The sequence below is a fragment of the Paraburkholderia silviterrae genome (genome assembly GCF_004353915.1).
GTDB lineage: Bacteria > Pseudomonadota > Gammaproteobacteria > Burkholderiales > Burkholderiaceae > Paraburkholderia > Paraburkholderia silviterrae.
The window spans coordinates 98361-122914 of the sequence record NZ_SMRP01000014.1 but is presented as its reverse complement, the minus strand read 5'-3'; the positions used below and the strand labels follow the sequence as shown (position 1 = coordinate 122914).

General features: G+C 66.9%; 18 protein-coding genes. 10 read left to right on the top strand and 8 right to left on the bottom strand.

What is annotated here, in order from left to right; translation table 11 throughout:
* Nucleotides 1–67 precede the first annotated feature (67 nt).
* Nucleotides 68–592: a fimbrial protein gene (locus tag EYW47_RS24870; RefSeq protein ID WP_240763902.1), complete on the top strand. Its 525-nt coding sequence runs from the start codon at nt 68–70 to the stop codon at nt 590–592.
* 211 nt (nt 593–803) lie between these two features.
* Here the strand turns inward: EYW47_RS24870 and metG are convergent, their stop codons facing one another.
* Complete coding sequence (gene metG, locus EYW47_RS24865; protein ID WP_133197498.1) at nt 804–2969, bottom strand: methionine--tRNA ligase; 2166 nt, start codon at nt 2967–2969, stop codon at nt 804–806.
* 548 nt (nt 2970–3517) lie between these two features.
* Nucleotides 3518–4171, bottom strand: a complete 654-nt coding sequence (locus EYW47_RS24860; RefSeq protein ID WP_133197497.1) for a YiaD family glycine zipper/OmpA-like lipoprotein — start codon at nt 4169–4171, stop codon at nt 3518–3520.
* 334 nt (nt 4172–4505) lie between these two features.
* Here EYW47_RS24860 and apbC point away from each other — a divergent pair, with 334 nt between their 5' ends.
* From apbC to EYW47_RS24835, 5 genes are all read left to right on the top strand, one after another.
* Nucleotides 4506–5594 carry an iron-sulfur cluster carrier protein ApbC gene (apbC, locus tag EYW47_RS24855; RefSeq protein ID WP_133197496.1) on the top strand — a complete coding sequence of 363 codons (1089 nt, stop codon included), beginning with the start codon at nt 4506–4508 and terminating at the stop codon, nt 5592–5594.
* Nucleotides 5595–5814: 220 nt separating this feature from the next.
* Complete coding sequence (locus tag EYW47_RS24850; RefSeq protein ID WP_133197495.1) at nt 5815–6363, top strand: superoxide dismutase family protein; 549 nt, start codon at nt 5815–5817, stop codon at nt 6361–6363.
* Between the two features lie 321 nt (nt 6364–6684).
* On the top strand, nt 6685–7254 hold the full coding sequence (dcd, locus tag EYW47_RS24845; protein WP_133197494.1) for a dCTP deaminase: 570 nt from the start codon (nt 6685–6687) through the stop codon (nt 7252–7254).
* An 89-nt stretch (nt 7255–7343) separates the two neighbouring features.
* Entirely contained in the window at nt 7344–9623 is a 2280-nt protein-coding gene (locus EYW47_RS24840) for an arginine/lysine/ornithine decarboxylase (RefSeq protein ID WP_133197493.1), read from the top strand.
* A 17-nt stretch (nt 9624–9640) separates the two neighbouring features.
* Nucleotides 9641–10360 (top strand): lysozyme inhibitor LprI family protein, encoded by a 720-nt coding sequence (locus EYW47_RS24835; RefSeq protein ID WP_133197492.1) that lies wholly within the window; start codon nt 9641–9643, stop codon nt 10358–10360.
* Nucleotides 10361–10465: 105 nt separating this feature from the next.
* On the opposite strand, the gene EYW47_RS24830 is transcribed toward EYW47_RS24835, so the two are convergent.
* The 3 genes from EYW47_RS24830 to EYW47_RS24820 all read right to left on the bottom strand — a co-directional run bounded on the left by EYW47_RS24830 (nt 10466) and on the right by EYW47_RS24820 (nt 14292).
* Nucleotides 10466–11386 (bottom strand): bestrophin family protein, encoded by a 921-nt coding sequence (locus EYW47_RS24830; protein ID WP_133197491.1) that lies wholly within the window; start codon nt 11384–11386, stop codon nt 10466–10468.
* A 306-nt stretch (nt 11387–11692) separates the two neighbouring features.
* Nucleotides 11693–13099, bottom strand: a complete 1407-nt coding sequence (gene argH / locus EYW47_RS24825) for an argininosuccinate lyase (RefSeq protein WP_133197490.1) — start codon at nt 13097–13099, stop codon at nt 11693–11695.
* Nucleotides 13100–13452: 353 nt separating this feature from the next.
* Nucleotides 13453–14292 (bottom strand): helix-turn-helix transcriptional regulator, encoded by an 840-nt coding sequence (locus tag EYW47_RS24820; RefSeq protein WP_133197489.1) that lies wholly within the window; start codon nt 14290–14292, stop codon nt 13453–13455.
* Nucleotides 14293–14444: 152 nt separating this feature from the next.
* Between EYW47_RS24820 and EYW47_RS24815 the strand changes: the two genes are divergently transcribed.
* Nucleotides 14445–15209 (top strand): class I SAM-dependent methyltransferase, encoded by a 765-nt coding sequence (locus tag EYW47_RS24815; protein ID WP_133197488.1) that lies wholly within the window; start codon nt 14445–14447, stop codon nt 15207–15209.
* 109 nt (nt 15210–15318) lie between these two features.
* On the opposite strand, the gene EYW47_RS24810 is transcribed toward EYW47_RS24815, so the two are convergent.
* The 3 genes from EYW47_RS24810 to ppc form a co-directional block, all read right to left on the bottom strand.
* On the bottom strand, nt 15319–15675 hold the full coding sequence (locus EYW47_RS24810) for a hypothetical protein (protein ID WP_133197487.1): 357 nt from the start codon (nt 15673–15675) through the stop codon (nt 15319–15321).
* Between the two features lie 123 nt (nt 15676–15798).
* On the bottom strand, nt 15799–16152 hold the full coding sequence (locus EYW47_RS24805; RefSeq protein ID WP_240763901.1) for an aggregation-promoting factor C-terminal-like domain-containing protein: 354 nt from the start codon (nt 16150–16152) through the stop codon (nt 15799–15801).
* A 290-nt stretch (nt 16153–16442) separates the two neighbouring features.
* Nucleotides 16443–19556 carry a phosphoenolpyruvate carboxylase gene (gene ppc, locus EYW47_RS24800; protein ID WP_133197485.1) on the bottom strand — a complete coding sequence of 1038 codons (3114 nt, stop codon included), beginning with the start codon at nt 19554–19556 and terminating at the stop codon, nt 16443–16445.
* A gap of 432 nt (nt 19557–19988) precedes the next feature.
* Here ppc and hemC point away from each other — a divergent pair, with 432 nt between their 5' ends.
* The 3 genes from hemC to EYW47_RS24785 all read left to right on the top strand — a co-directional run bounded on the left by hemC (nt 19989) and on the right by EYW47_RS24785 (nt 24496).
* Nucleotides 19989–21047 (top strand): hydroxymethylbilane synthase, encoded by a 1059-nt coding sequence (hemC, locus tag EYW47_RS24795; RefSeq protein ID WP_133197484.1) that lies wholly within the window; start codon nt 19989–19991, stop codon nt 21045–21047.
* Between the two features lie 80 nt (nt 21048–21127).
* Entirely contained in the window at nt 21128–23293 is a 2166-nt protein-coding gene (gene hemDX / locus EYW47_RS24790; protein WP_133197559.1) for a fused uroporphyrinogen-III synthase HemD/membrane protein HemX, read from the top strand.
* A gap of 3 nt (nt 23294–23296) precedes the next feature.
* Entirely contained in the window at nt 23297–24496 is a 1200-nt protein-coding gene (locus EYW47_RS24785) for a heme biosynthesis protein HemY (RefSeq protein WP_133197483.1), read from the top strand.
* Nucleotides 24497–24554: the final 58 nt, after the last annotated feature.

The window sequence follows — 24554 nt, the reverse complement described above, 5'->3', positions numbered from 1 at the left end:
TCCGTCAATGGCACGCCAGAGATGCAGGAATGCCGCCGATATCGAACGCAAACCGAAAAGAGATCCTATGAACATGCGTAGCCTTCAACTGTTGCTGGGCATTCTTGTCGCCATCCTGATGGGGCCGGTATTCGCGGCAGACGCGAACCTGAACTTCACCGGCACGATCCTGCAGCCGTCGTGCGATATCGACAGCTCGACGGCCAATCAGACGGTGCCACTGGGACGTGCGCCGATCATGGATTTCGCTGCCGTCGGCAGCACGAGCAATCCAACGGCGTTCAATCTGAAACTTGTCAACTGTGCGCCAGGCACGAGCGTGACGATGAGCGTGACAGGCACGATGGACACGGTTCCCAGCGTGCTGAAGAACACGGGCTCGGCCGCCCAGGTGGGCGTGCAGATTCTGCAGGCAGGCAGCGTGGGCGCGACGACCGGCACGCCTGTCAAACTGAACAGCGCCATCAGTCTCGGCGCGGTGGGTAGTGCTAATGCGATGACGGTTCCTTTCGTCGCGCAGTTCTACAGGCTCGGGACGTTGAAGGCTGGCACCGTATCCGCAACGGCGACAGTGAATTTTACGTATAACTAATTGTCAGGGCATTGGCGACCTTGACTATGAGCTACCAGTAACGCTGGCGCTCGTGCCGCCCCCCGGTCGGTTGACGCGAGGCCGCGCGCTGCCGGTTCCCTTTTAAGCCGCCTTCCGCGCGCCGGATACGCTCGTTCCAGGCAAAAAGAAACCCCGCAGCGTAACTGCCTGCGGGGTCTTGTTCCTTGCTATCGAGGCGAAGGGCGTTGCCTTACCGCACTCGCATCCCCGGCTTCGCGCCGCTATGCGGCTCGAGAATGTAGAGGCCCGGTTCGGCCTTCTCATCCGCGGAAGAAGCCGCGAGCACCATCCCTTCCGAGAGCCCGAACTTCATCTTGCGCGGCGCGAGATTTGCAACCATCACCGTGAGCTTGCCCTTGAGGTCTTCCGGCTTGTACGCCGAGCGGATACCCGAGAACACGTTGCGCGTGCGGCCTTCGCCCACGTCGAGCGTGAGTTGCAGCAGCTTGTCCGAGCCTTCGACGATATTGCAATCGACGATCAGCGCAACGCGCAGGTCGATCTTTGCGAAGTCGTCGATGGAGATGACTTCCGGTGTTTCGGGCTCGGCCTTCTTCGCTTCCTTCGACGCCTTCGACTTCTTGCTCGCATCGGCGGCGGCAGCGGCGGCGGGCGCCTCGGTCGCTTGCAGCGAATCGCGGTTCGCAGCGAGCAGCGCTTCGACCTGCTTGGGATCGACGCGCGTCATCAGGTGCTTGTACGCGTTGATCGGCTGTTGCGACGAGAGCGCCGTACCTGCATCGGCCCACGTGAGCGGCGCGATGGCGAAGAACTGCTCGACGCCTTCAGCGAGCGTGGGCAGCACCGGCTTCAGAGCGAGCGAAAGCAGGCGGAACGCTTCGAGGCTCACGCTGCAGGTCTCGTGCAGCGCCACGGCGTTGGCCGGATCCTTCGCCAGCTCCCACGGCTTGGCCGTATCGACGTAGACGTTCACCGCATCGGCGAGCTCCATCGTGTGACGCAGCGCGCGGCTGTACTCGCGTGCCTCGTAGTTCGCGGCGATCTCGGGGATGGCGGCGCGCAGTTGCTCGACGAGCGGATGGTTCATCGCGCCGTCCTGCACGCGGCCCTCGAAGCGCTTGATGAGGAAGCCCGCCGCGCGGCTCGCGATGTTGATGTACTTGCCAACGAGGTCGCTGTTCACGCGCGCCTGGAAGTCCTCGAGGTTCAGGTCGAGGTCCTCCATCGAGCTGTTGAGCTTGGCCGCGAAGTAGTAGCGCAGCCACTCGGGATTCAGGCCCGTGTCGATATAGCTTTGCGCGGTGATGAAGGTGCCGCGCGACTTCGACATCTTCGCGCCGTCCACCGTGAGGAAGCCATGCGCGAACACATTGGTGGGTGTGCGATGGCCCGAGAACTCGAGCATCGCCGGCCAGAACAGCGTGTGGAAGTACAGGATGTCCTTGCCGATGAAGTGATACTGCTCGGTCTTCGAATCGGCCTTGACCCATGCGTCGAAGTCGAGCCCGCGCTGCTCGCACAGGTTCTTGAAGCTTGCGTAGTAACCCACGGGCGCGTCGAGCCACACGTAGAAGTACTTGCCGGGCGCGCCCGGGATCTCGAAGCCGAAGTACGGCGCGTCGCGCGAGATGTCCCAGTCGGCGAGCTTGGATTCGCCCGCGTCGCCGAGCCACTCGCGCATCTTGTTGGTGGCTTCGGGTTGCGCGAGGCCGCTTACCCAGCCGCGCAGGAACTGCTCGCAGCGCGGGTCGGAGAGGCGGAAGAAGTAGTGCGTCGAGGTCTTGCGGATGGGCGTGGCGCCGGAAACGACCGAGTACGGATTCTTCAGGTCGGTGGGCGCATAGGTCGAGCCGCAGACTTCGCAGCTGTCACCGTACTGGTCCTTCGCGCCGCACTTCGGGCATTCGCCCTTGATGAAGCGGTCCGGCAGGAACATGTTCTTGACCGGGTCGTAGGCCTGCTCGATGTCGCGCGTCTCAATGAGGTCCGCTTCCTTGAGCGCCAGGTACACCGACTCCGAGAGCACGCGGTTCTCTTCGGAATCCGTCGAGTAGTAGTTGTCGAACGACACGCCGAAGCTGTCGAAGTCGCGCTTGTGCTCCTGCCAGACGCGCGCGATCAACTGCTGCGGCGTGAGGCCTTCCTTCTCGGCGCGCAGCATGACGGGCGTGCCGTGAGTGTCGTCGGCACCGACGTAATAGACCTCGTGGCCGTGCATTCGCAGCGCGCGAACCCAGATGTCCGTCTGGATGTACTCGACCAGATGGCCGATGTGGATCTGCCCGTTGGCATAGGGCAGAGCAGACGTGACGAGAATCTGGCGGCGGTCGCTGGCGGGGGCACTTTGCGTGGCAGGCGCGCCGGCTGCAACGAGGTCGGTGGCGGGTGCTGACATAGGTGAGAGGGTTCCGGTGATGCGGGAGGTCGAAACGACGATTTTAGCAGGGTGGGCAGGCGGCGAGTCCGGATGCCAGGCGCCGCGCAAGCGCGGGGGGCCGTGCGTGAGCTGGGCCGGGGACGAGATCGACGCCAATGCGCCGTGCATTCGCGAAGTGGGCGCGCGCTTTGCGTTGAGCCCATGCGTGCGGGTCGTGCGGCTCGACGTCTGCAAATATCGCAGGCAAAAAAAACCGGGGCAGGATGGCCCCGGAGCAACAACGACAAGAGGAGAATGGTGACGCGGCGGCGTGACCGCACGCGTACCGTAAAGAAAGACCGCGGAGTTGAAAGAGAGTTCGAAAATTTTTTCGATTTGCTGACTCTGACGGCTGGCCGGGCTTGAGGAGCGCTTGTGACGCCGATGTCTGGCCGGATTGCAGCCGCCTCGCGCGGGCCGAAGTCAAAGCGGGACGGCTTTGCAGCCGTCCCGCTCGTCCTGTCGCTGTTTTCGCGATGCGCGCCGCAAATTGCGTGTGCTGCAACCTGCGGCGCCGCCCGCAGCGCTTAGCCGCCCTGGTGCTGCGCCGTCGCGCGCAGATAGATTTCCACGCGGCGGTTCGCGGCGCGGCCGGCTTCGGTGCTGTTGTCGGCGATCGGCTGGGTGTCGCCGCGGCCGTCGGCTGCCATGCGCTGCATGCCCACGCCACGCGAGCCGAGGTAGTTCACCACGCTCTGTGCGCGGTTGACCGACAGCGTCTGGTTGTAGGCGGGCTGGCCCGTGTTATCCGTATGGCCGACGACCTGCGCGACCACTTCCGGGTTCTGCTGCAGCGTCTGCGCGACCTGGTCGAGCACCGGCGCGAACGACGGCTTGATCGCGTAGCTGTTGGTGTCGAAGGTTACGTTGCTCGGGATGTTGAGCTTGAGCGAGCCGTCCGGCTGCTCGGTGATCTGCGTGCCGGTGCCCTTGGTGGCGCCCGTGAGCTTGTTGTGAATGGCGGTCCAGTTGTAGCCCGCAACACCGCCAACCAGCGCGCCGGCGCCCGCGCCGATCGCCGCGCCCTTGCCGCCGCCGAAGATCGCGCCGATGGCGGCGCCCGTGCCGGCGCCGATGCCGGTGCCAACAGCCGTGTTGGTGCCCTGCTGGGTCGCGCAGCCGGCGACGAGCGCGCCGGCGATGGCGAAGACGGACAGACGGGTCAAGATTCTTGTGTTCATTTTTCAATCCTCTCTTGAGTGGAACGGGACGGCTCCTTGCGCCGCTCGCAGGCCCCGACTGAGCCAAGGGTCTTCGGACGGCGCGCGCCTGCAACTACTACAATGACGGCTTGGGAGCTTGCGTGAGTCATTTTGCAACTTGTGAATCGTCGCTTGGCGACGGCTTGACAAGTGCTTCTTCGGTGCAAAAAGGGCCGCTGCCGCGAAGCGTGCCTTGCCGCGGGCATTTGCGCAATCCAGCTTAACAATTTCTTGCGTTTCCCGGCGCAAACATGACACCGTGCGGCCTTCCGGGCCGCGCGGGCGCCGGGGCATTCTTGCACACGGAGTTTCAATGAGCATTGATCGGGCATTGGTTGACGCCGCCCTCGCGGCCCTCACGGATCCGAACACGGGCCGGCCGTACGCGGTGGCAAAAGGCGTGCGCAACGTCACGATTGACGGCGACAACGTGGCCGTCGAGATCGTGCTCGGCTATCCGGCGAAGAGCCAGTACGACGCGGTCCGCGCGCAGGTGGAAGGCGCGCTCGCGGCGGTGCCCGGCGTGAAGTCGAGCCGCGTCGCGGTGCGCCATGAAGTGGCCGCGCACACGGTGCAGCGAGGCGTGAAGCTGTTGCCGAACGTGAAGAACATTGTCGCCGTGGCGTCGGGCAAGGGCGGCGTCGGCAAGAGCACGACCGCCGTGAACCTCGCGCTCGCGCTGGCGGCCGAAGGCGCCTCGGTCGGCGTGCTCGACGCGGACATCTACGGCCCGTCGCTGCCGATGATGCTCGGCATCGAGGGCCGCCCCGAATCGCCCGACGGCCAGTCGATGAATCCGCTCGAAGGGCATGGCGTGCAGGCCAACTCGATCGGCTTCCTGATCGAGCAGGACAATCCGATGGTCTGGCGCGGGCCGATGGCCACCTCGGCGCTCGAGCAGTTGCTGCGCCAGACCAACTGGCGCGAGCTCGACTATCTGGTGGTGGACATGCCGCCGGGTACGGGCGACATCCAGCTCACGCTCTCGCAGCGCGTGCCGGTCACGGGCGCCGTGATCGTGACGACGCCGCAGGACATTGCGCTGCTCGACGCGAAGAAGGGCCTCAAGATGTTCGAGAAGGTGGGCATTCCCATCCTCGGCATCGTCGAGAACATGGCCGTGCACGTCTGCTCGAATTGCGGCCACGCCGAGCACATCTTCGGCTCGGGCGGCGGCGAGCGCATGGCGAAGGAATACGGCGTCGAGGTGCTCGGCAGCCTGCCGCTCGACATCGGGATTCGCGAGCAGGCCGACTCGGGCCATCCGACCGTGGTGGCCGATCCGCAGGGCGCCGTGGCGGCGACTTACAAGGCGATTGCGCGTCGCATCGCGGTCCAGATCGCGGAGCGCGCGCGCGACATGACCTCGAAGTTCCCGACCATTGTCGTGCAGAACACCTGAGCAACCGGGCGCCTCGCGTGGCGCGCCTGTCGGCCCGCTTTGAGCCGAGCTCGCGCAGCGCGTCGGTGTCGCACCCCGTGGGCCTTGCTGCGCAAGGCTCGCAGCGTGTAAGACAGCGCTCACATGGGGCGCGCGCAAGGCCCGCTGCGCGGTATCATGTTGCATTCAAAGGTCCGGATCGACGGCTGCAGGGGCAGCCGCGTGCGGACATGAGGATCGCATGGGCAAAGGAATCGACAGGGGCGAGAACAGGCTGGCGGGCAACGCAGCCGTGCTGGCCGTGGCTGCGTGCGTGCTGCTGGCGGGCTGCACGAGCTTCATGGGCCAGCAGGACAAGCGCGCGCTTGCGCAGGTCTTGCCTACCGTCGGCAACCAGGTGCGGGGCACCGTGTCGTTCGTCGAGCGCTCGGACGGCGTGCAGGTGAGCTACAACCTCGCCGGCCTGCCACCCGATAGCGACCATGCGATACAAGTCCACGATCGGGGCGACTGCAACGCCGCGGACGCCTCGAGCGCCGGCGCCGTTTTCGCGCCCGCGGCCGACCGCCTGAAGCCTGGCGCGCGCGTGGAGGGCGACCTCGGCAACATCCACGCGGATTCCAATGGTGTGGCCACCGGCTTCATCGTGGCACCGGACGTCTCGCTCGACGGCGTGCGCTCCGTGCTGCAGCGCTCGGTGCTCGTGCATCACGACGCTATCGATCCCTACGCATATCCGGCGCGCGGCACCGGCCCGGCGCTCGCCTGCGGCGTGATCAAGGTGCAGTGACGCGGCGCGTGAGCCGCCTGCGCACGGCGCCGCCATGAGCGCATTTGCGCGCGCTCGAGGTGCTGTTGAGGTGCGCATCGCGTGCACTTCCCGGCACGGTCATCCACATCGCGTAAAATAGGCGCCTTTCGTGGGGGGCGCCTAGCCGGGCACGCCTAGTGGGGGGCGCCTAGCCGGGCACCCTTGGCGGTGCGCCCCAGGCGGGGCGGCAGGGCGCGCGAAGCGCGTCTGCCTGCTCGATGGGCGCGCCTGCGGGCCGCTTGCGGCTGTATCCCGCACTATCCTTTTTCGTTCCCTGTTTTTACTGGACCGCAGCGCAACATGGCAATCAAATCCGACAAGTGGATCCGGCGCATGGCCGAAGAGCATCAGATGATCGAGCCGTTCGTGCGCGACCAGGTTCGCACTTCGGAAGATGGCCGCAAGATCGTGAGCTACGGCACCTCGAGCTACGGCTACGACATCCGCTGCGCCGACGAATTCAAGATCTTCACGAACATCAATTCGACGATCGTCGACCCGAAGAACTTCGACGAAAAGTCGTTCGTGGACTTCAAGGGCGACGTCTGCATCATTCCGCCGAATTCGTTCGCGCTCGCGCGCACGGTCGAGTATTTCCGCATTCCGCGCAACGTCCTGACCGTGTGCCTGGGCAAGTCCACCTATGCGCGCTGCGGGATCATCGTGAACGTCACGCCGTTCGAGCCCGAATGGGAGGGCTATGTGACGCTCGAATTCTCGAATACGACACCTTTGCCTGCCAAAATCTACGCGAACGAAGGTGTTGCCCAGGTGCTCTTCTTCGAGAGCGACGAGGTTTGCGAAGTGTCTTACGCGGACCGCGGCGGCAAATATCAAGGCCAGCACGGCGTGACCTTGCCCAAGACCTGACGTTCGAGCGCACACAACCCACCGGACATACGACATACGGGGACCGCTGCGCGTCACATGCAGCGGTCGTTTCTTTTGGAGAATCGCCCATGAAGTTTCGTTTTCCCGTCGTCATCATTGACGAAGACTTTCGCTCCGAGAACATCTCGGGTTCCGGCATCCGGGCACTGGCCGAAGCCATCGAGAAAGAGGGCGCGGAAGTCCTCGGGCTGACGAGCTACGGCGACCTCACGTCGTTCGCGCAGCAATCGAGCCGCGCCGCCTGCTTCATCCTCTCGATCGACGACGACGAGCTGCTGCCCTACGTGGAAGGCACCGACGGCGAAGCGCCGGAGCACGCGCCCGCGATCGTCGCGCTGCGCGCGTTCGTGGAAGCGGTGCGCAAGCGCAACGCGGACATCCCGATCTTCCTGTACGGCGAGACGCGCACCTCGCGCCATCTGCCCAACGACGTCCTGCGCGAGCTGCACGGCTTCATCCACATGTTCGAGGACACGCCGGAATTCGTCGCGCGCCACATCATCCGCGAGGCGAGGGTGTATCTGGACGCGCTCGCGCCGCCGTTCTTCAAGGAGCTGGTGAAGTACGCCGACGAAGGCTCGTACTCGTGGCACTGCCCCGGCCACTCGGGTGGCGTGGCGTTCCTGAAGAACCCGCTCGGCCAGATGTTCCACCAGTTCTTCGGCGAGAACATGCTGCGCGCGGACGTGTGCAATGCCGTGGACGAACTCGGCCAGCTGCTCGACCACACGGGTCCCGTGGCGGCCTCGGAGCGCAACGCGGCGCGCATTTTCAGCGCCGACCACGTGTTCTTCGTCACCAACGGCACCTCGACCTCGAACAAGATCGTCTGGCACGCCACGGTGGCGCCGGGCGACATCGTGCTGGTGGACCGCAACTGCCACAAGTCGATCCTGCACGCGATCACGATGACGGGCGCGATCCCCGTGTTCCTCACGCCCACGCGCAACAACTTCGGCATCATCGGGCCGATTCCGCGTGACGAGTTCAAGCCCGAGAACATCCGCAAGAAGATCCTGGCGAATCCGTTCGCGCGCGAGGCGCTCGAAAAGAACCCCAACGCGAAGCCGCGCATTCTCACGATCACGCAGAGCACCTACGACGGTGTGGTCTACAACGTCGAGATGATCAAGGACCTGCTCGGCGACATGCTCGACACGCTGCACTTCGACGAAGCCTGGCTGCCGCACGCCGAATTCCACGAGTTCTACCAGGACATGCACGCGATCGGTGCGGGCCGTCCGCGCACCAAGGCGCTCGTGTTCGCGACCCACTCGACGCACAAGCTGCTCGCCGGCATCTCGCAGGCGTCGCAGATCGTCGTGCAGGATTCGGAGGACAGCGTGTTCGACCGTCACCGCTTCAACGAAGCGTATCTGATGCACACGTCCACCAGCCCGCAATACGCGATCATCGCGTCGTGCGACGTGGCCGCGGCGATGATGGAAGCGCCGGGCGGCCCCGCGCTTGTCGAAGAGTCGATCGCCGAGGCGCTCGATTTCCGCCGCGCCATGCGCAAGGTGGATGCCGAGTACGGCGACGACTGGTTCTTCAAGGTCTGGGGCCCGGACGACCTCGCGGAAGAAGGCATCGGCTCGCGCGAAGACTGGATGCTGCGCCCGAACGACCGCTGGCACGGTTTCGGCGCGCTCGCCGAAAACTTCAACATGCTCGACCCGATCAAGGCGACCATCGTCACGCCGGGTCTGGACGTGGAAGGCGACTTCGGCGAGACCGGCATTCCCGCGGCCATCGTCACGAAGTACCTGGCCGAGCACGGCATCATCGTCGAGAAGACGGGTCTCTACTCGTTCTTCATCATGTTCACGATCGGCATCACCAAGGGCCGCTGGAACTCGATGGTCACCGAGCTTCAGCAGTTCAAGGACGACTACGACAACAACCAGCCGCTGTGGCGCGTGCTGCCCGAGTTCGTCGCGCAGCATCCGATGTACGAGCGCGTGGGCCTGCGCGACCTGTGCCAGCAGATCCACAGCGTCTACCGCGCCAACGACATCGCGCGCCTCACGACCGAGATGTACCTCTCGGACATGGAGCCGGCGATGAAGCCGTCCGACGCGTTCGCGAAGCTCGCGCACCGCGAGATCGACCGCGTGGCCATCGACGAGCTCGAAGGCCGCGTCACGTCGATCCTGCTCACGCCGTATCCGCCGGGCATTCCGCTTTTGATTCCGGGCGAGCGCTTCAACAAGACGATCGTGAACTATCTGAAGTTCGCGCGCGAATTCAACGAGCGCTTCCCGGGCTTTCACACCGACATCCACGGACTCGTGGGCGAGACCATCAACGGCCGCATCGAGTATTTCGTGGACTGCGTGCGCGCTTGAGCGCGGGGTCGAGCGGCATGACGGTGCGGATCCTGCGTTCTTTCGTGACGGCGCTGGCGACGGCGGCGACCCTTGGCGTGGCGCTGGTGGCGGGGTTGGTGGCCGCGCCCGTGGCGCATGCCGAGGTGGCGGCCGCCGATCCGATCGACGCGGGCATGCGCACGTGTCTCGCGCGCGCCGACCGCTCCTCGACGGCGGGCCAGATCCAGTGCATGGACGACGCGCGCACCGCGTGGCGCAGCGCCGCCGACGCGGCGCTCGCACAGCTGATCGCGAAGCTGCCGGCCGCGCAGCAAAAGCGCTGGCGTGTTAGCCAGGACAAGTGGTCGGCGTGGCGCGATGCCGAGGACACGATGCTCGGTGCGGCCTTCGCGACCACGAGCGGCTCGACCTATCAGCTCTACGAAGCGGACATGCGCCTGCAGCCGGTGCGCGACCGCGCGCTCTCGCTGCGCGGCCAGGCCGTGGCGGCCTCGGGCGACGCGCCGCCGGCCGCACGCGCCTGTAGCGCCGATGCGCGTTGCGAGCACGTGAGCTACGACCTGAATCGCTACTACCGCAAGCTGTTTGCGCGCATGCCGGCGCACGCGCGGCCCGTGCTCTCGCGTGCGCAAAACGCGTGGCGCGCGTATCGCGACGCGACCACGCCGCTCATCGACGAGCACGCGCGCCTCGACCTGCTAGGGGCGCGGCTCGCGACGCTCAAGCGCTTGTCGGAGACGGTGAACAACCGGTGAGCAACCCGGTGACCCGCCGCTAGCCATTCGCCCATTCGCGTTCTGGCGCGGCAGCGTGACCGGAAAACAGGCGCTCGGATACACGTCCGGGCGCCTGTTTCATTTTCAGTCGAAGATGAACTGCTCGGGCTTGCGCGCCGCAAGCGTGGTGGGCTCGCCCAGCAGGTCGTGCAACGCGGCCTCGATACCCTCCGACATGGCGCTGAGCGCGAGATCGTTGTCCTCGGTGCCGAAGGGGTCTTCGAGCTGCGAGGCGATCGCTTCGTGCGCCATGAACGCATAGGCCACGAACACCGCGAAGATCGGCGTGAGCGCGCCGATGCTGTCGACGAGCCCGAAGGGCAGCAGCGCGCAGAAGAAGTACACGGTGCGGTGAATCATCACCGTATAGGCGAACGGCAGCGGCGTGGAGACGATGCGCTCGCAGCCGCCGATCACATCCGAGAGCCCATTGAAATTGCGTTCGAAGGCGAGCACCGCGTAGCCGTCGACGCGGCCCGCGCGTGCCTCGTTGCGCAGCCATTCGGAGGCGCACTGCACGAGCGTCATGGGACGGTAGCGCGAGGCCATCACGCGCTCCACCAGGTCGCGCGGCAGGCGCGCTTCGAGGTCCGTGCGCGGGTCGGTGCGGCGCAACTGGTGGCGCAGCGCGTGCGGTAGTGCGCAGAGCAGTTCGGCGAACGGGCGCACGTGTGTGCGAGGGTCGTCGCTTTGCACGAGCGTGAGCGACTCGCGCACGAGTGAGCGCGACTCGTTGAGCATCTGCCCCCACAGCTTGCGGCCTTCCCAGTAGCGGTCGTAGCTCGCGCTGTTGCGAAAGCCGAGGAACACCGCGAGCGCGATGCCGATGAGCGAGAACGGCACGGTGCTCAGGTTCACCGTGACCTTGAGGATGTGATCGTGCGCGGCGACGGCCACGATCGAAATGACCAGCACGAGCACGAGACGCGGCAGGAGCTGCGGCAGCACGGAGCCGCGCCACGCGAGCAGCATGCGGAACCAGTGGAGGTGAGGGCGGACGATCATCGGAGCGGGTGAGCTGGGGCTGGGCGGGCAATGCCGGGGTGGGGCCGGGCACGAGTCTTACGCGTCATGATAAGACGTGGGGCGCGAACGTCGGGCGCACACTTCGGAAACTTCGCAGCGGGTACAGCGCGAGACGGAGCAAAGCGGCTGGCATGTGCGGGTCCGCGCATGCCAACAAAAAAACGGGCGCGCGACGGTGTCCGTCGCGCGCCCGTTTTACAGTCGGTTTGCCATCGCATCATGGCCACGTGGGGGGCACACGAGGGTCACGTGAAGGCCCCATGATGGCCCGGCGAGCGAGCCGGCTTACTTGAGCGCCGCGCGTGCCGCCGCGATGGCCGCGCGCACCTGCTCGGGCGCGGTGCCGCCCGCATGGTTGCGCGCCGCCACCGAGCCGTCGAGCGTCAGCACTTCGAACACGTCCTCGCCGAGCAACTGCGAGACTGCCGGCAGCTCGCGGCGCATCTCGTCGAGCGTGAGATCCGCGAGATCGCAATTGCGGTCCACGCAGATGCGCACCGCGTGCGCAACCGCTTCGTGCGCGTCGCGGAACGGCAGGCCCTTCTTCACGAGGTAGTCGGCGAGGTCGGTGGCCGTCGAGAACCCTTGCAGCGCCGCCGCGCGCATCGCCTGCTCCTTCACCGCGATGCCCGCGACCATTTCCGCGAAGATGCGCAGCGTGTCGGCAACCGTATCGACGGTGTCGAAGAGGGGTTCCTTGTCTTCCTGGTTGTCCTTGTTGTACGCGAGCGGCTGGCCCTTCATCAGCGTGAGGAGCGCCATCAGATGGCCGTTCACGCGGCCGGTCTTGCCGCGCGCGAGCTCGGGCACGTCCGGGTTCTTCTTCTGCGGCATGATCGACGAGCCCGTGCAGAAGCGGTCGGCGAGGTCGATGAAGCCCACGCGCGGGCTCATCCACAGCACCAGCTCTTCCGAGAAGCGCGAGACGTGCGTCATCACGAGCGCCGCGGCGGCCGTGAATTCGATCGCGAAGTCGCGGTCGGAGACGGCGTCGAGCGAGTTCGTGCAGATGCCGTCGAAGCCCAGCGTCTTCGCCACGGCGAAGCGGTCGATCGGGTAGCTCGTGCCCGCGAGCGCCGCCGCGCCCAGCGGCAGGCGGTTCACGCGCTTGCGGCAGTCGGCCATGCGCTCGGCGTCGCGCGTGAACATCTCCACGTAGGCGAGCAGGTGATGGCCGAAGGTGACCGGTTGCGCCACTTGCAGGTGGGTGAAGCCGGGCATGATCGTGCCCGCGTGCTGCTCGGCCAGGTCGAGCAGCGCGCCGCGCAGGTCGCCGAGCAGGCCGCCGATGCGGTCGATCTCGCCGCGCAGCCACAGGCGGATGTCGGTCGCGACCTGGTCGTTGCGCGAGCGGCCCGTGTGCAGGCGCTTGCCCGCGTCGCCGATCAGGGCCGTGAGGCGCGCCTCGATGTTCAGGTGCACGTCTTCAAGGTCGAGCAGCCACTCGAATTCGCCGCGCTCGATCTCGCCCTTGATTTGCGCCATGCCGCGCTGGATGGCGGCGAGGTCGTCGGCGGAGATGATTTTCTGCGCAGCCAGCATCGACGCGTGCGCGAGCGAGCCCTCGATATCGACGAGCGCGAGGCGCTTGTCGAAGAAGACCGACGACGTATAGCGTTTGACCAGCTCCGACATGGGCTCGGAGAAGCGAGCCGACCAGGCTTCGCCTTTTTTGTGCAGTTGGGACGTCATGGTGATGGGCGTGAACGAGCGATGAGCGTGAAAAAGCGCGGGCCGGGCGGTCTCGCGAGAAAGCGGCGCACGGCGGGAAAGAAGCCGATTTTACCATCGGCGCGGTGGGCTGCCGGTGCCTGGGCGGCCCGGCGTGGCGACGGGACCGGGCGTACCGGCGCGGGCGTACCGGCGTGCGCTTACTGGCGTGGGCTTACCGGCGTGGGCTTACCAGCGTCGGCTTACGCGTCGGCGTACCAGCGTCGGCGTACCGGCGCGGGCGACCGGGCTGGGCGCGCTGGCACGGGGGCCAGCGTGGGTGCCCCGCTGGGGCCGCGGGCCAAGCCGGTTCGCAGCGCCTGGCGCCGCCGCGCTCAGAGCCGCACCAGCACGACCAGCTTCAGGTCTTCGCGGTGCGCGGGCTTGAGCGTGATCTGGTCGTAGGCGACGCGGCCATGGCGCGGATGATTGAACTCGCGCCGGCCGCCTTCGCGCTCGAACACGTCCTGGGAGCCCCAGAAGCGCGCGAACTCGTCGCTCGCGGCAAGCAGCGAATCGATCAGCGCGCGCGTGGGCGCGTCGTTCAGGTGGCGGATCGAGTCGGCGCGGAATTCGGCGGCGAGGCGCCGCGCACGCGTCTCCCAGTCGACGATCAACTCGCGCCCGAGCGGTTCCGTGAAGGTGAAGCGCAGCAGATTGCGGTCGTGCCCGCTGTCGAGCCAGCCTGTGAAAAGGTCCGCCGCATGGGCGTTCCAGGCGAGCGCGGTCCACTGGCGGTCGAGCACGTAGGCGGGGGCGTCCACCAGCTGCACGGTCTGCAGGAGCGTGGCGGGCGCGTCTGCGGCGCTGGCCGGATCGGGCTCGGCGGGGTCGCGCTGGGCGGCCAGCTCGAATAGATAGGCGCGCTCGGCGCGCGAGAGGCGCAGCGCGACGGCGATGCGCGCGAGCGCATCCGCCGAGGCCGAGACGGGCCGGCCCTGCTCGATCCACGTGTACCAGGTGGGGCTCACGCCGCACAGCTGCGCGACTTCCTCGCGGCGCAGGCCGGGCGTGCGGCGGCGCGGGCCGGGTGCGAGACCGACTTCCTGCGGCGAGAGCCGCTCACGATGGGCGCGGATGAACTCGCCCAGCGCGCGGGCGGGCGTCGCGTCGAGCGTTTTGGCTGCGCCGGTTTCGGTGGCGGGCAATCCGGCGGGAGGGGTATCGAGGCTCATGAGGCGTGGGGCAGGTGTTAGTGATACCAGAATAATTGCTTAACTTGTACTGGTACAGAACGGGCCCTATTGTAACGGCTGACGCGGCGTCGGGCCGCCGCGCCGGCAGCACATGGCACTACACGGGCGTTCACATATAAAAGGAGCAAGCGATGAAGCATCACGATCAGGTCGCCGACGCGTTCGGCTCGACCGCCGCCGCCTACCTCACGAGCCAAGTCCACGCGAGCGGCGCGGACCTGGACAATCTCGCCGCGACGTTCGCGGCCACCTGCGGCAATGCCACGGTGCTGGACATGGGCTGCGGCGCGGGTCACGCGAGCTTCGCGGTGGCCCCGCACGTGCGCGAAGTCGTGGCCTACGACATTGCCCCGCAGATGCTCGCCACGGTCGAGGCGGCCGCGAAAGAGCGGGGCCTCGCGACCATCCGCACGCAGCAGGGCGCCGCCGAGACGCTGCCGTTCGCCGACGCCACCTTCAACTGGGCGGTGAGCCGCATGAGCGCGCATCACTGGCGCGACGTGCCGCGCGCGCTCGCCGAGGTGCATCGCGTGCTCAAGCCCGGCGGGCGGCTGAAGTTCATCGACATCGCCGGTGTCGACGACCCGCTTTACGACGTGCATATCCAGGCGATCGAGTTGTTGCGCGACGCCTCGCATATCCGCGACTACCGCGCCGACGAATGGCTCGCGATGCTCGATCGCGCGGGGTTCGACGCGAAGGTGAGCGAGCGCTGGCGCATCGCGCTCGACTTCGACACGTGGGTCGCGCGCATGCGCACGCCGCCCGAGCGCGTCATGGCGATCCGCTCGATGTGGGAGCGCGCGCCCGACGAAGTGCGCGAGTACTTCGATGTCCAAAGCGATGGCTCGTTCAAGCTCGATGCGTTGATGATCGAGGCGACGCGGCGGGGTTGAGGTTCTGCAAGCGGTCGATGCAAGAAAAAACGGCGTCGTGCCCGCGAGGGCAAGACGCCGTTTTCGCCTGTGAGCGTCCTGGACGCGCCGCGCGCGCGTGTGCTACGCGCTAACGCTGCCGATTGATTTCCGATGCGCGGAGCCTGAACGCGTTGCCGTCGAAAGCGTAGTAATACGTCCCGTGCTCGGCGCTTTCGTCACGGCTTCCTCGCACAATCAGCAGGCAGCTGTTTGCGCGATATGAAAGCGGCTCGGTTACGTCGAGCGGCCAGTCGGAGACGGAGAATGGCAGCGAAGTTGCGCGGCCGGATGTTGCATCTATAGCGGCTGCCATAACGCAGCCAGCCCCACAGCCCCACGACGCGAGGATGTACCGACCCGCGAAATTGATTGGTCCTTTTGCAGCATCGCGAATGGCGGTCTGATACTGTTGCGCGCGTGTATCGGCAAACGTCACGCGCGGCATTCCGCGCTTCGTTTGAACCTTCGCAGGACAATCCTCAAACGTTGGCAAGCGCTGAGCGTGGACAACGCCCGCTACTACTGACAGGGCGAGCATAACGAGCAGTTTTGATCCTGTGCACATGAGTCAATACCAGTGATGTGTTTTCCAGAATGCTTTTGCCGCGCGGGCTGAATGATAGCGCCCATAAATATACCGGATGCCCCCTTGGCACTCTTCCTGTGCATTGCCGAAGGAAGTCGCGCCGCGAGGGTTCAAGCTGTACTGCGCGTGCAGCAACTGAAACAGGCCACGCGCGGTAGACGCTCCGTTTCGGGCATCGACTACGCCCGCCGATTCCTGCGCCATGATCCAGAGCAAATCATTGAAATCCGTGTCCGAAACATTTTCCGCGCGCATGGCGTCGCGCAGCGCGCTTTGGACATAAATCGGCACCACGCTGGCAGGCTTTTCTGTCCAACCGCGCTTGCGTGTCTTCATGGGGCGATGAGAATGAGCGTGCGAAGTCACCATATTGAAGTCTCCATCGTTATGCGAATTGCCACGATAAGTCGGAGTGCTTCACCAGCGGATTGTTGGTGATCAAAGACGTTGAATATTCACCGTACTTGATCGAATGATTTGGCGTTCTGGCAATGATTCGTTAAATCGAGTAATGATTGGCGGGCGTTAGCGCAGCCATGCGTACTTGGAAAGAAAAAACGGCGTCGTGCCCGCGAGGGCACGACGCCGTTTATGCATGAGCGCAGACGCTCAAACGAGCCGCATCATCAGCCCGTATTGCGCAACCCCGCCGCGATCCCGTTGATCGTCAGATGGATACCGCGCCGCACACGCGGGCTCGGGTCGCCGGCGCGATAGCGCTTGATCAGCTCGACCTGCAAGTGATTGAGCGGATCGAGATACGGGAAGCGGTTCTTGATCGAACGCGCGAGCAGCGGATTGTCGGCAAGACGCCCGCTCGTGCCCGTGATCTCGTCGAGCACCCGGGTCGTGCGCTCCCACTCGGCCACGATGCGCTCGAACACGTGCTTGCGCAGCTTCTTGTCGGCGACGAGCTGCGCATAGCGCGACGCCACCGCGAGGTCGGTCTTCGCGAGCGTCATGTCCATGTTCGAGAGCAGGTTCGAGAAGAACGGCCAGGTCTTGTACATCTTCCTGAAGAGCGCGAGACGGCGCGTGCGCTCCGCGTCGTTGCCCGCTTCGTCGAGATACGCGGCCACCGCGCTGCCAAAGCCGTACCAGCCCGTGAGCAGCAGGCGGCACTGGCCCCACGAGAAGCCCCAGGGAATCGCGCGCAGGTCGTCGATCTTGCGGTTCTTCGGGTCCTGCAGCTTGCGCGAGGCGGGGCGGCTGCCGATGTTGAGCTCGGCGATCTCGGTGATCGGCGTCGAGGCGAAGAAGTAGTCGGTGAAGCCGGGCGTCTCGTAGACGAGCGAGCGGTACGCCGCCATGGCCGCGTCCGAGAGCTTTTGCATCGTCTCTTCGAACACGGGGAGCTGATCGGGCGAGTTGCCCGCGGCTTTGCCCATCGGCAGCAGCGTGGCTTCGAGCGTGGCGGCAATCACCGTTTCCAGGTTGCGGCGCCCGATCTCCGGGTTGCCGAACTTGCTGGCGATGACTTCGCCCTGCTCGGTGAGGCGGATCTGGCCTTCGACCGTGCCCGGCGGCTGCGAGAGGATCGCGTTGTAGGTCGGGCCGCCCCCGCGGCCCACCGTGCCTCCGCGGCCATGGAACAGGCGCAGCGTGATGCCGCGTTCGCGGTAGAGCGCGACGAGCGCGAGCTCGGAGCGATAGAGCTCCCAGTTCGAGGTGAGGAAGCCGCCGTCCTTGTTGCTGTCCGAGTAGCCGAGCATGATTTCCTGCTCGTTGCCCTGATGCTCGACGATGCTGTCGATGCCCGGCAGCGCGAGCAGGTCGCGCATGATGTGCGTGGCATTGCGCAAGTCGGGAATTGTCTCGAAGAGCGGGATCACCATCAGCGCGGCCTTCGCGGGATCCTCGGCGTGGCCGAGACGCCCGCTCATGAGGCCCGTTTCCTTTTGCAGCAGCATCACTTCGAGCAGGTCGGAAACTGTTTCGGTGTGCGAGATGATGTAGTTGCGCACCGCGCGCGCGCCAAACTTCTCGCGCGTCACGCGTGCCATCTCCAGCACGCCGAGCTCGCTCTTCACGAGGTCCGAGTAGTCGAGGTAGGGCGAGCGCAGCGGGCGCGCGTCGGCGAGCTGCGCGCGCAGCACGGTCTGCTTCGCTTCTTCGGTGAGCGCGGCGTAGTCGGCCACGACGCCCGCGCGCGCGAGCAGCTCGGCGATCACGGCTTCGTGGATGTCCGAGCTCTGGCGCAGGTCGATCGACGCTAGATGGAAGCCGAACACATCGACGGCACGCATGAGCGGCGCGAGACGCGTCGTTGCGAGCGAGGCGCCGTGATGCTCGGCGAGCGAATCCATCAGGATATGCAGGTCGCGCGAGAATTCGGATGCATCGGCGTAGGGCTGCGCGCGCACGGGCTGGACGTTGCGGCCCGCGCTGCGCACAGCGACCACGCCTTCGCCCAGACGCACGCGCGCGCTTGCCGCGAGGCGCGTATAGACGCCGATCAGCGCGCGGCGGTACGGCTCGTCCACGCGGTGCGGCGACTGGTCGGGCGAGGCCTCGGCGAGCGCCTGGAGCTCAGCGCTCGCGCCTGCGAGCAGGTTCGAAACCGAGAGCTCCGCACCGAGCTTGTGCACTTCGTCGAGGTAGTGCTGCAGGATCACCTGTGCCTGGCGCTCGCTCGCTTCTTCGAGCGTGGAGGCGGTGACGTTCGGATTGCCGTCGCGGTCGCCGCCGATCCAGCTGCCCATCTGGAAGAACGCCGGCAAGCGGGCCGAGAGGCCGTGCTCCTTGAGCGACGTCTCGATCTCGCCGTACAGCGCGGGGATCTCGGTGAGGAAGGTCGTGTGGTAGTACGACAGCGCGTTCTCGATTTCGTCGCCCACGGAGAGGCGCGAGTCGCGCAGCATGCGCGTTTGCCAGAGCGAGGTCACGCGCGCGCGCAGGAGCGCGTCGTTCTGCTCGCGCTCGCGGTGCGTGAGCGGCTGGTCGCGTTCGGCGAGCAGGCGCGCGATGTCGTGCTGCGAATCGAGCGTGCTCTTGCGCTGCACCTCCGTGGGGTGCGCGGTGAGCACGGGCACGATCAGCGCGTCGTTGAAGAACTGCTGGAGCACGGGCGTCGCGGCGGCGCCCGCCTGGGCGAGGCGCTCGAGTGAATGCGCGATGGTGCCCGCCTGCGGCGCCGAGCCGGCGAGGTCGTGGATGCGGCGGCGGCGGTTGCGGTGGCGGTCCTCGGCGATGTTCGCCAGATGCGAGAAATAGCTGAACGCGCGCACGACGCTCACGGTCTGCTCGGGCGAGAGGCCGCGCAGTTGCTTCTCCAGCGCGAGTGCGGCGGTGTTGTCTTCTTCGCGGCGAAAACGCACGGCCGTCTGGCGGATCGTCTCGACCACGTCGAACACGGCGTCGCCTTCCTGCTCGCGCAGCACGTCGCCGAGCAGCCGGCCGAGGTAGCGGATGTCCTCGAACAGCGGCTGGTCCTTGTCGTCGCGCGCGCGAGCGTTGCGTGCGGCAGCCGCGGGTTTCGCGGTGGCTTGCGGGGCCTTCGCGGCCCTGGTGGCTTGAGCGACTTGGGTTGCTTGAGTGACTTGGGTGGCTTTAGGGGCCTTCGTGGTCTTCGTCGCGTCTGCCGTTTTCGTGGCCTTCGTTGTCTTGGTCGAGGCTTTCACGGTAGTCGTCGCCCTGGCTTTTTTGGGCGACGACGGGGCTGCCGTTTCGGCGGCCGTGGAAGAGGCGTTCTGCGATGCGTTGTTGCGGCGCTCTGCGCGCGCCGATCCGGAAGACTTCACGATGTTTTCCTCAGGACTAGCCAGGAGATGGACAAGTTAAACGGGAACTGCCAACTGCATGGCCGCGGCGCGGGCCGCGGTCGGGGGTACAACGGGTGCAACTCAGGACCTGTGGATAGACGTGCCATCCTGTGCGTGCCGCACGTGCCTGGTTGGGCACAGCGTGCGCACATTATGAGACAGCGAGCGGACGGATCGGACAGGGCCGGTTTTGCCGGGGAACGTTGGGGACGCTGGGGGACTTGAAGCCGCGCGCGGCTCGGGTTCGGGCGCGCTGCGCCGATCCGGGTCTCTTCCTTGCCACCGCACGCGCTCACCTAAGGGCTTCGTGGGCCCCTTCGGCGGCCAGGGGGCCAGCCGAAAAAGGGGCGCGTGCTAACATTGCCTGTTATCCGATATTGTTTTTCGAACCCGTCATTCGAAGTGCTTGCCATGAATTCCGAGTCCTTATCCGCGCCCACGCCCCGCACCCTTGTGATCGCTTCGCGGGAGAGCCGCCTCGCGATGTGGCAGGCCGAACATGTGCAAGCTGCGCTGCACAAATTATATCCATCCTGCGACGTGAAAATCGTCGGAATGACGACCCGAGGCGATCAAATTCTCGACCGTACGCTTTCGAAAGTCGGCGGTAAGGGGCTGTTCGTCAAGGAACTGGAGCAGGCGCTGGCCGAGGGCCGCGCCGATCTCGCCGTGCATTCGCTCAAGGACGTGCCCATGGAGCTGCCCGAGGGCTTCGCGCTCACGGCCATCATGGAGCGCGAGGACCCGCGCGACGCCTTCGTCTCCAACGACTACGACTCGCTCGCGGCGCTGCCGCCGGGCAGCGTCGTGGGGACCTCCAGCCTGCGCCGCGAGTCGATGATCCGCGCGCGCTATCCCCACCTCGACGTGAAGCCGCTGCGCGGCAACCTCGACACGCGTCTCGCCAAGCTCGACCGTGGCGACTACGCGGCCATCATTCTCGCGGCGGCGGGGCTCAAGCGCCTTGGCCTCGGAGCGCGCATCCGCGCGCTGCTCGAGCCGGCGGACAGCCTGCCGGCGGCGGGGCAGGGCGCGCTCGGCATCGAGATCCGCGCCGACCGCGCCGACCTGGCCGCGTGGCTCGCGCCGCTGCACGACGACGCCACCGCGAAGGCCGTGGAGGCCGAGCGCATGGTTTCGCGGGCGCTGGGCGGAAGTTGCTCGGTGCCGCTCGCCGCTTACGCGCAGTGGCACGAAGGCCGGCTCATGCTGCGCGGCACCATCGCTACGCCCGACGCGAGCCGCGTGCTCGCCGCCGAGGGCGAGGCCGCGCCGGCCACGGTCGCAGACGCCGTCGCGCTGGGCCGCGAGGTCGCCGACGCCCTGATTGCCCAGGGCGCGCTCGAGATCGTGCGCGCGCTTTCCGAGGCAAGCGCCGACGAAGCACGTGCGCCGAACGCGCCGCCGGCCGGCAAGAACGGCACGGGCGGCGCGGGCGGTGCCGCGCCAGACGGCACGGGCGCGCGATGACGGCCCGGTGGCAACCGCGACGCGGTGGCGTGAACGCTCCCGCACAGCCCGACGAATGGGGCGGGCCGGCCGACGCCGGCATGGGGGCGGGCGGCACGCCGTCTGGCCGCGCCGCATCGGGTTCCACTGCGGGTCATCCTTCGCACGCGGCTGAGCCGTTCACCGTCGTCATTACCCGTCCGTCCGGTCAATCGCAGGCGCTCGCCGCGCAGCTCGAGGCGCGCGGTCTGCGCGCGCTCGAATTCCCGCTCATCACGATCGAGCCCGTGCGCGACGACGCGCCATTGCGCGAAGCGCTCGGCGCGCTCGACCGCTACGCGCTCGTGGTGTTCGTCTCGCCGAACGCCGTCGATCGCGCGTTCGCGTGCTACGGCACGATTTCGTCGATCTGGCCGCACGCGCTGCCGGTCGCCGTGGTGGGGCCCGCGAGCGTGGCCGCGCTCGCGCGCCACGGCGTCTCGGCGCCCGCGCATCGCGTGATCAGCCCTGCGGGCGCCGCCGACGAGGAACCGGCGCGCTTCGACTCCGAATCGCTCTACGCCGCACTCGAAAAGACGCTCGGCGACGATGCCTTCGCGGCCAAGCGCGTGCTGATCGTGCGCGGCGACGGCGGCCGCGAATGGCTCGCCGACCGCCTGCGCGAAGCGGGCGCCGAAGTCGAGGCCGTCGCGGCCTATCGCCGCGCCGTGCCCGAGCCGCCCATCGGCGCCTGGGAGACGGTGCATGCGCTGCTCGAAGGCGCGCCGCACGCCTGGCTCGTGACCAGCTCCGAAGGCGTGCGCAATCTCGACGAGCTCGCGCGCGAGCACCTCACGGCGGGCGAGATCGTCGAGCTGCGCCACGCGCCGCTCGTCGCACCCCATGGGCGGATCGCCGAGACGGCGCGCGGATTGGGTTTTGATAGGATTACGGTGTCCGGCGCAGGCGACGAGCGCATTGTCGAGACGCTGCTGGGCCTTGCGGGATCCTCGGTTTCTTCCGTAGCACCTGCCGACGCACCTTCGGCCGCGCAGCTTGCGGCTCAACCGGTTCAGAACAACCCGGCCTCGCCGCCGGCACAATCACGCATGACTGATTCGAACGATTCCAGCCGCGTTCCCAATCCGGGCGCCGCGTCGCAAGGCAACCCCGGCAGCCAGGGCACCCCGCCGGCCGCCGCGAGTGCGCGTCCGGCATCCAGTTCTTCCTCTTATTCATCCACGCCTTACACGCAGCCCGCCAACGCGCGGCGCGGCGGCGCGGGCACCGCGATTCTCTGGCTCGTCGTCGTGCTGGTTGCGGCGGGCGCGGGGGCGGGCGGCTATGCGCTCAACCGCAAGCTCGACCGCATGGACGCAACGTTCGTGCAGCGCCAGCAGGCCGCCGACCAGCAGAGCGCCGCGCTGCGCGCCCGGACCGATGCGGCCGTGGCGGGCGCGCAGCAGGTCGACAAGCAGATGTCGCTGCTCGAAGGCAAGATCGCCGACGCGCAAACCTCGCAGCAGGCGCTCGCGCAGCAATACGCCGATCTCGCCAAGAACCGCGACGACTGGACGCTCGCCGAAGTCGGCCAGATGCTTTCGAGCGCGAGCGAGCAGCTTCAGCTCACCGGCAACACGCAGCTCGCGCTGTTCGCGCTGCAAAGCGCGGACACGCGTCTGGCCGCCTCGGACAGCCCGCAGGCGCTCGCCGTGCGCAAGGCCATCGCGCAGGACGTCGACAAGCTCAAGGCCGCGCCGTCCACGGACCTCGCGGGCCTCGCGATCAAGCTCGACACCGCGCTGGCCGCCGTCGACACGCTGCCGCTCGCGGGCGAAGCGATCGTCGCGCACACCAAGCCCGAGACCGACGCGCCCGTGGACGTCGCGAAAACGGCTGCCGCCACCGGCGAGCCGCGCTGGCGGGCATGGCTCGACACCTTCGTCTCCGGCATCGGCAAGCAGATCACGAGCCTCGTGCAGGTGCGCCGCATCGACAATGCCGACGCCATGCTCGTTTCGCCCGACCAGGGCTACTTCGTGCGCGAGAACCTGAAGCTGCGCCTGCTCTCGGCGCGCCTCTCGCTGCTCTCGCGCAACGAGACCACGCTCAAGTCCGACCTCGCCGCCGCCGACAGCGCGCTCGCGCGCTACTTCGACAGCGCGTCGAAGGAAACGCAGAACGTGCGCGACCTGCTCAAGCAAGTGGACGCGGGCTCGGGCGCGGTCACGCTGCCCACGCTCGACACGAGCCTGAAGGCGCTCCAGCAATTCCGGAGCCGGGGGTAAGACATGGCGATCCGTGGACTCATCTGGCTCGCGCTGCTCTTCGCGGTGGCTGTCGCGCTCGCCACCGTCGGCCGTTTCGACACGGGGCAGGTGCTGCTCGTCTATCCGCCGTATCGCGTGGACGTCTCGCTCAACCTCTTCGTGGTGGGCATCGTGGTGGCGTTCCTGCTGCTCTATGCGCTGCTGCGCTTCGCGCGCAACATCGTGACGATGCCGCGCCGCGTCGCCGCCTACCGCGCGCGCATGCGCGCGGAAAAGGCCAACTCTGCGCTGCGCGATGCCGTGGGCAATCTCTATGCGGGTCGCTTCTCGCGTGCCGAAAAGGCCGCGCGCGATTCGCTCGTGGACGAGAAGAACAAGGGCGCCGCGGGCCTGATCGCCGCGAACGCCGCGCATCGTCTGCACGAGTACGCGCGCCGCGACGACTGGCTCACGCAGGTGGACGACCCCGACCTCCAGGAAGCTCGCCTCATGGCCACCGCCGACATGCGCGCCGATGGCCGCGACGCGGACGGGGCGCTCGCCGCGCTCACCGAAATGCGCTCGCAGGGCGGCCGCCGCATCCACGCGCAGCAGATCGCGCTGCGCGCGCAGCAGCAGCTCAAGAACTGGAGCGAAGTGCTCAAGCTCGTGAAGACGCTGGAAAAGCGCGAGGCGCTGCATCCGGCCGTGGCGGTGCGCCTGCGCCAGCTTGCGGCGGAGAACCTGCTGCGCGACCGGCGGCACAACGCAGACGCGTTGCTCGAGCTCTGGCACGCGCTCACGCCGATCGAGCGTCATTCGCCGCGTCTGGCCGACTGCGCCGCGGAACTGCTGATCGCGCTGGACCGCCCGAACGAGGCACGCAAGATCGTCGAGGAAGCGCTCGCGCAGAACTGGGACGCGCGCTTGCTGCGGCGCTATCCCGACACGGCAGGCAACGACGCGCTGCCGCTCATCCAGAAGGCCGAAGCGTGGCGCAAGGAGCGTCCCGAAGACGGCGATCTGCTGTTCGCGCTGGGCCGCCTGTGCCTGAAGCAGCAGCTCTGGGGCAAGGCGCAGTCGTTCCTCGAGGCGGCGCTCAAATCCGCCAACGCGAGCAATAACGAGCCGCTCAAGATCCGCTCGCATCGTGCGCTCGCGCGTCTGCACGAGCAGCTTGGCGATGCCGATAAGGCCGCCACGCACTATCGCGAGAGCGCGCTGGCGATGAACATCGTCTAGGCTCATTGCGCTTCGTGCGCTTCGTGCGCTTCGTGCGCTTCAACGCAAAACGGCCGCT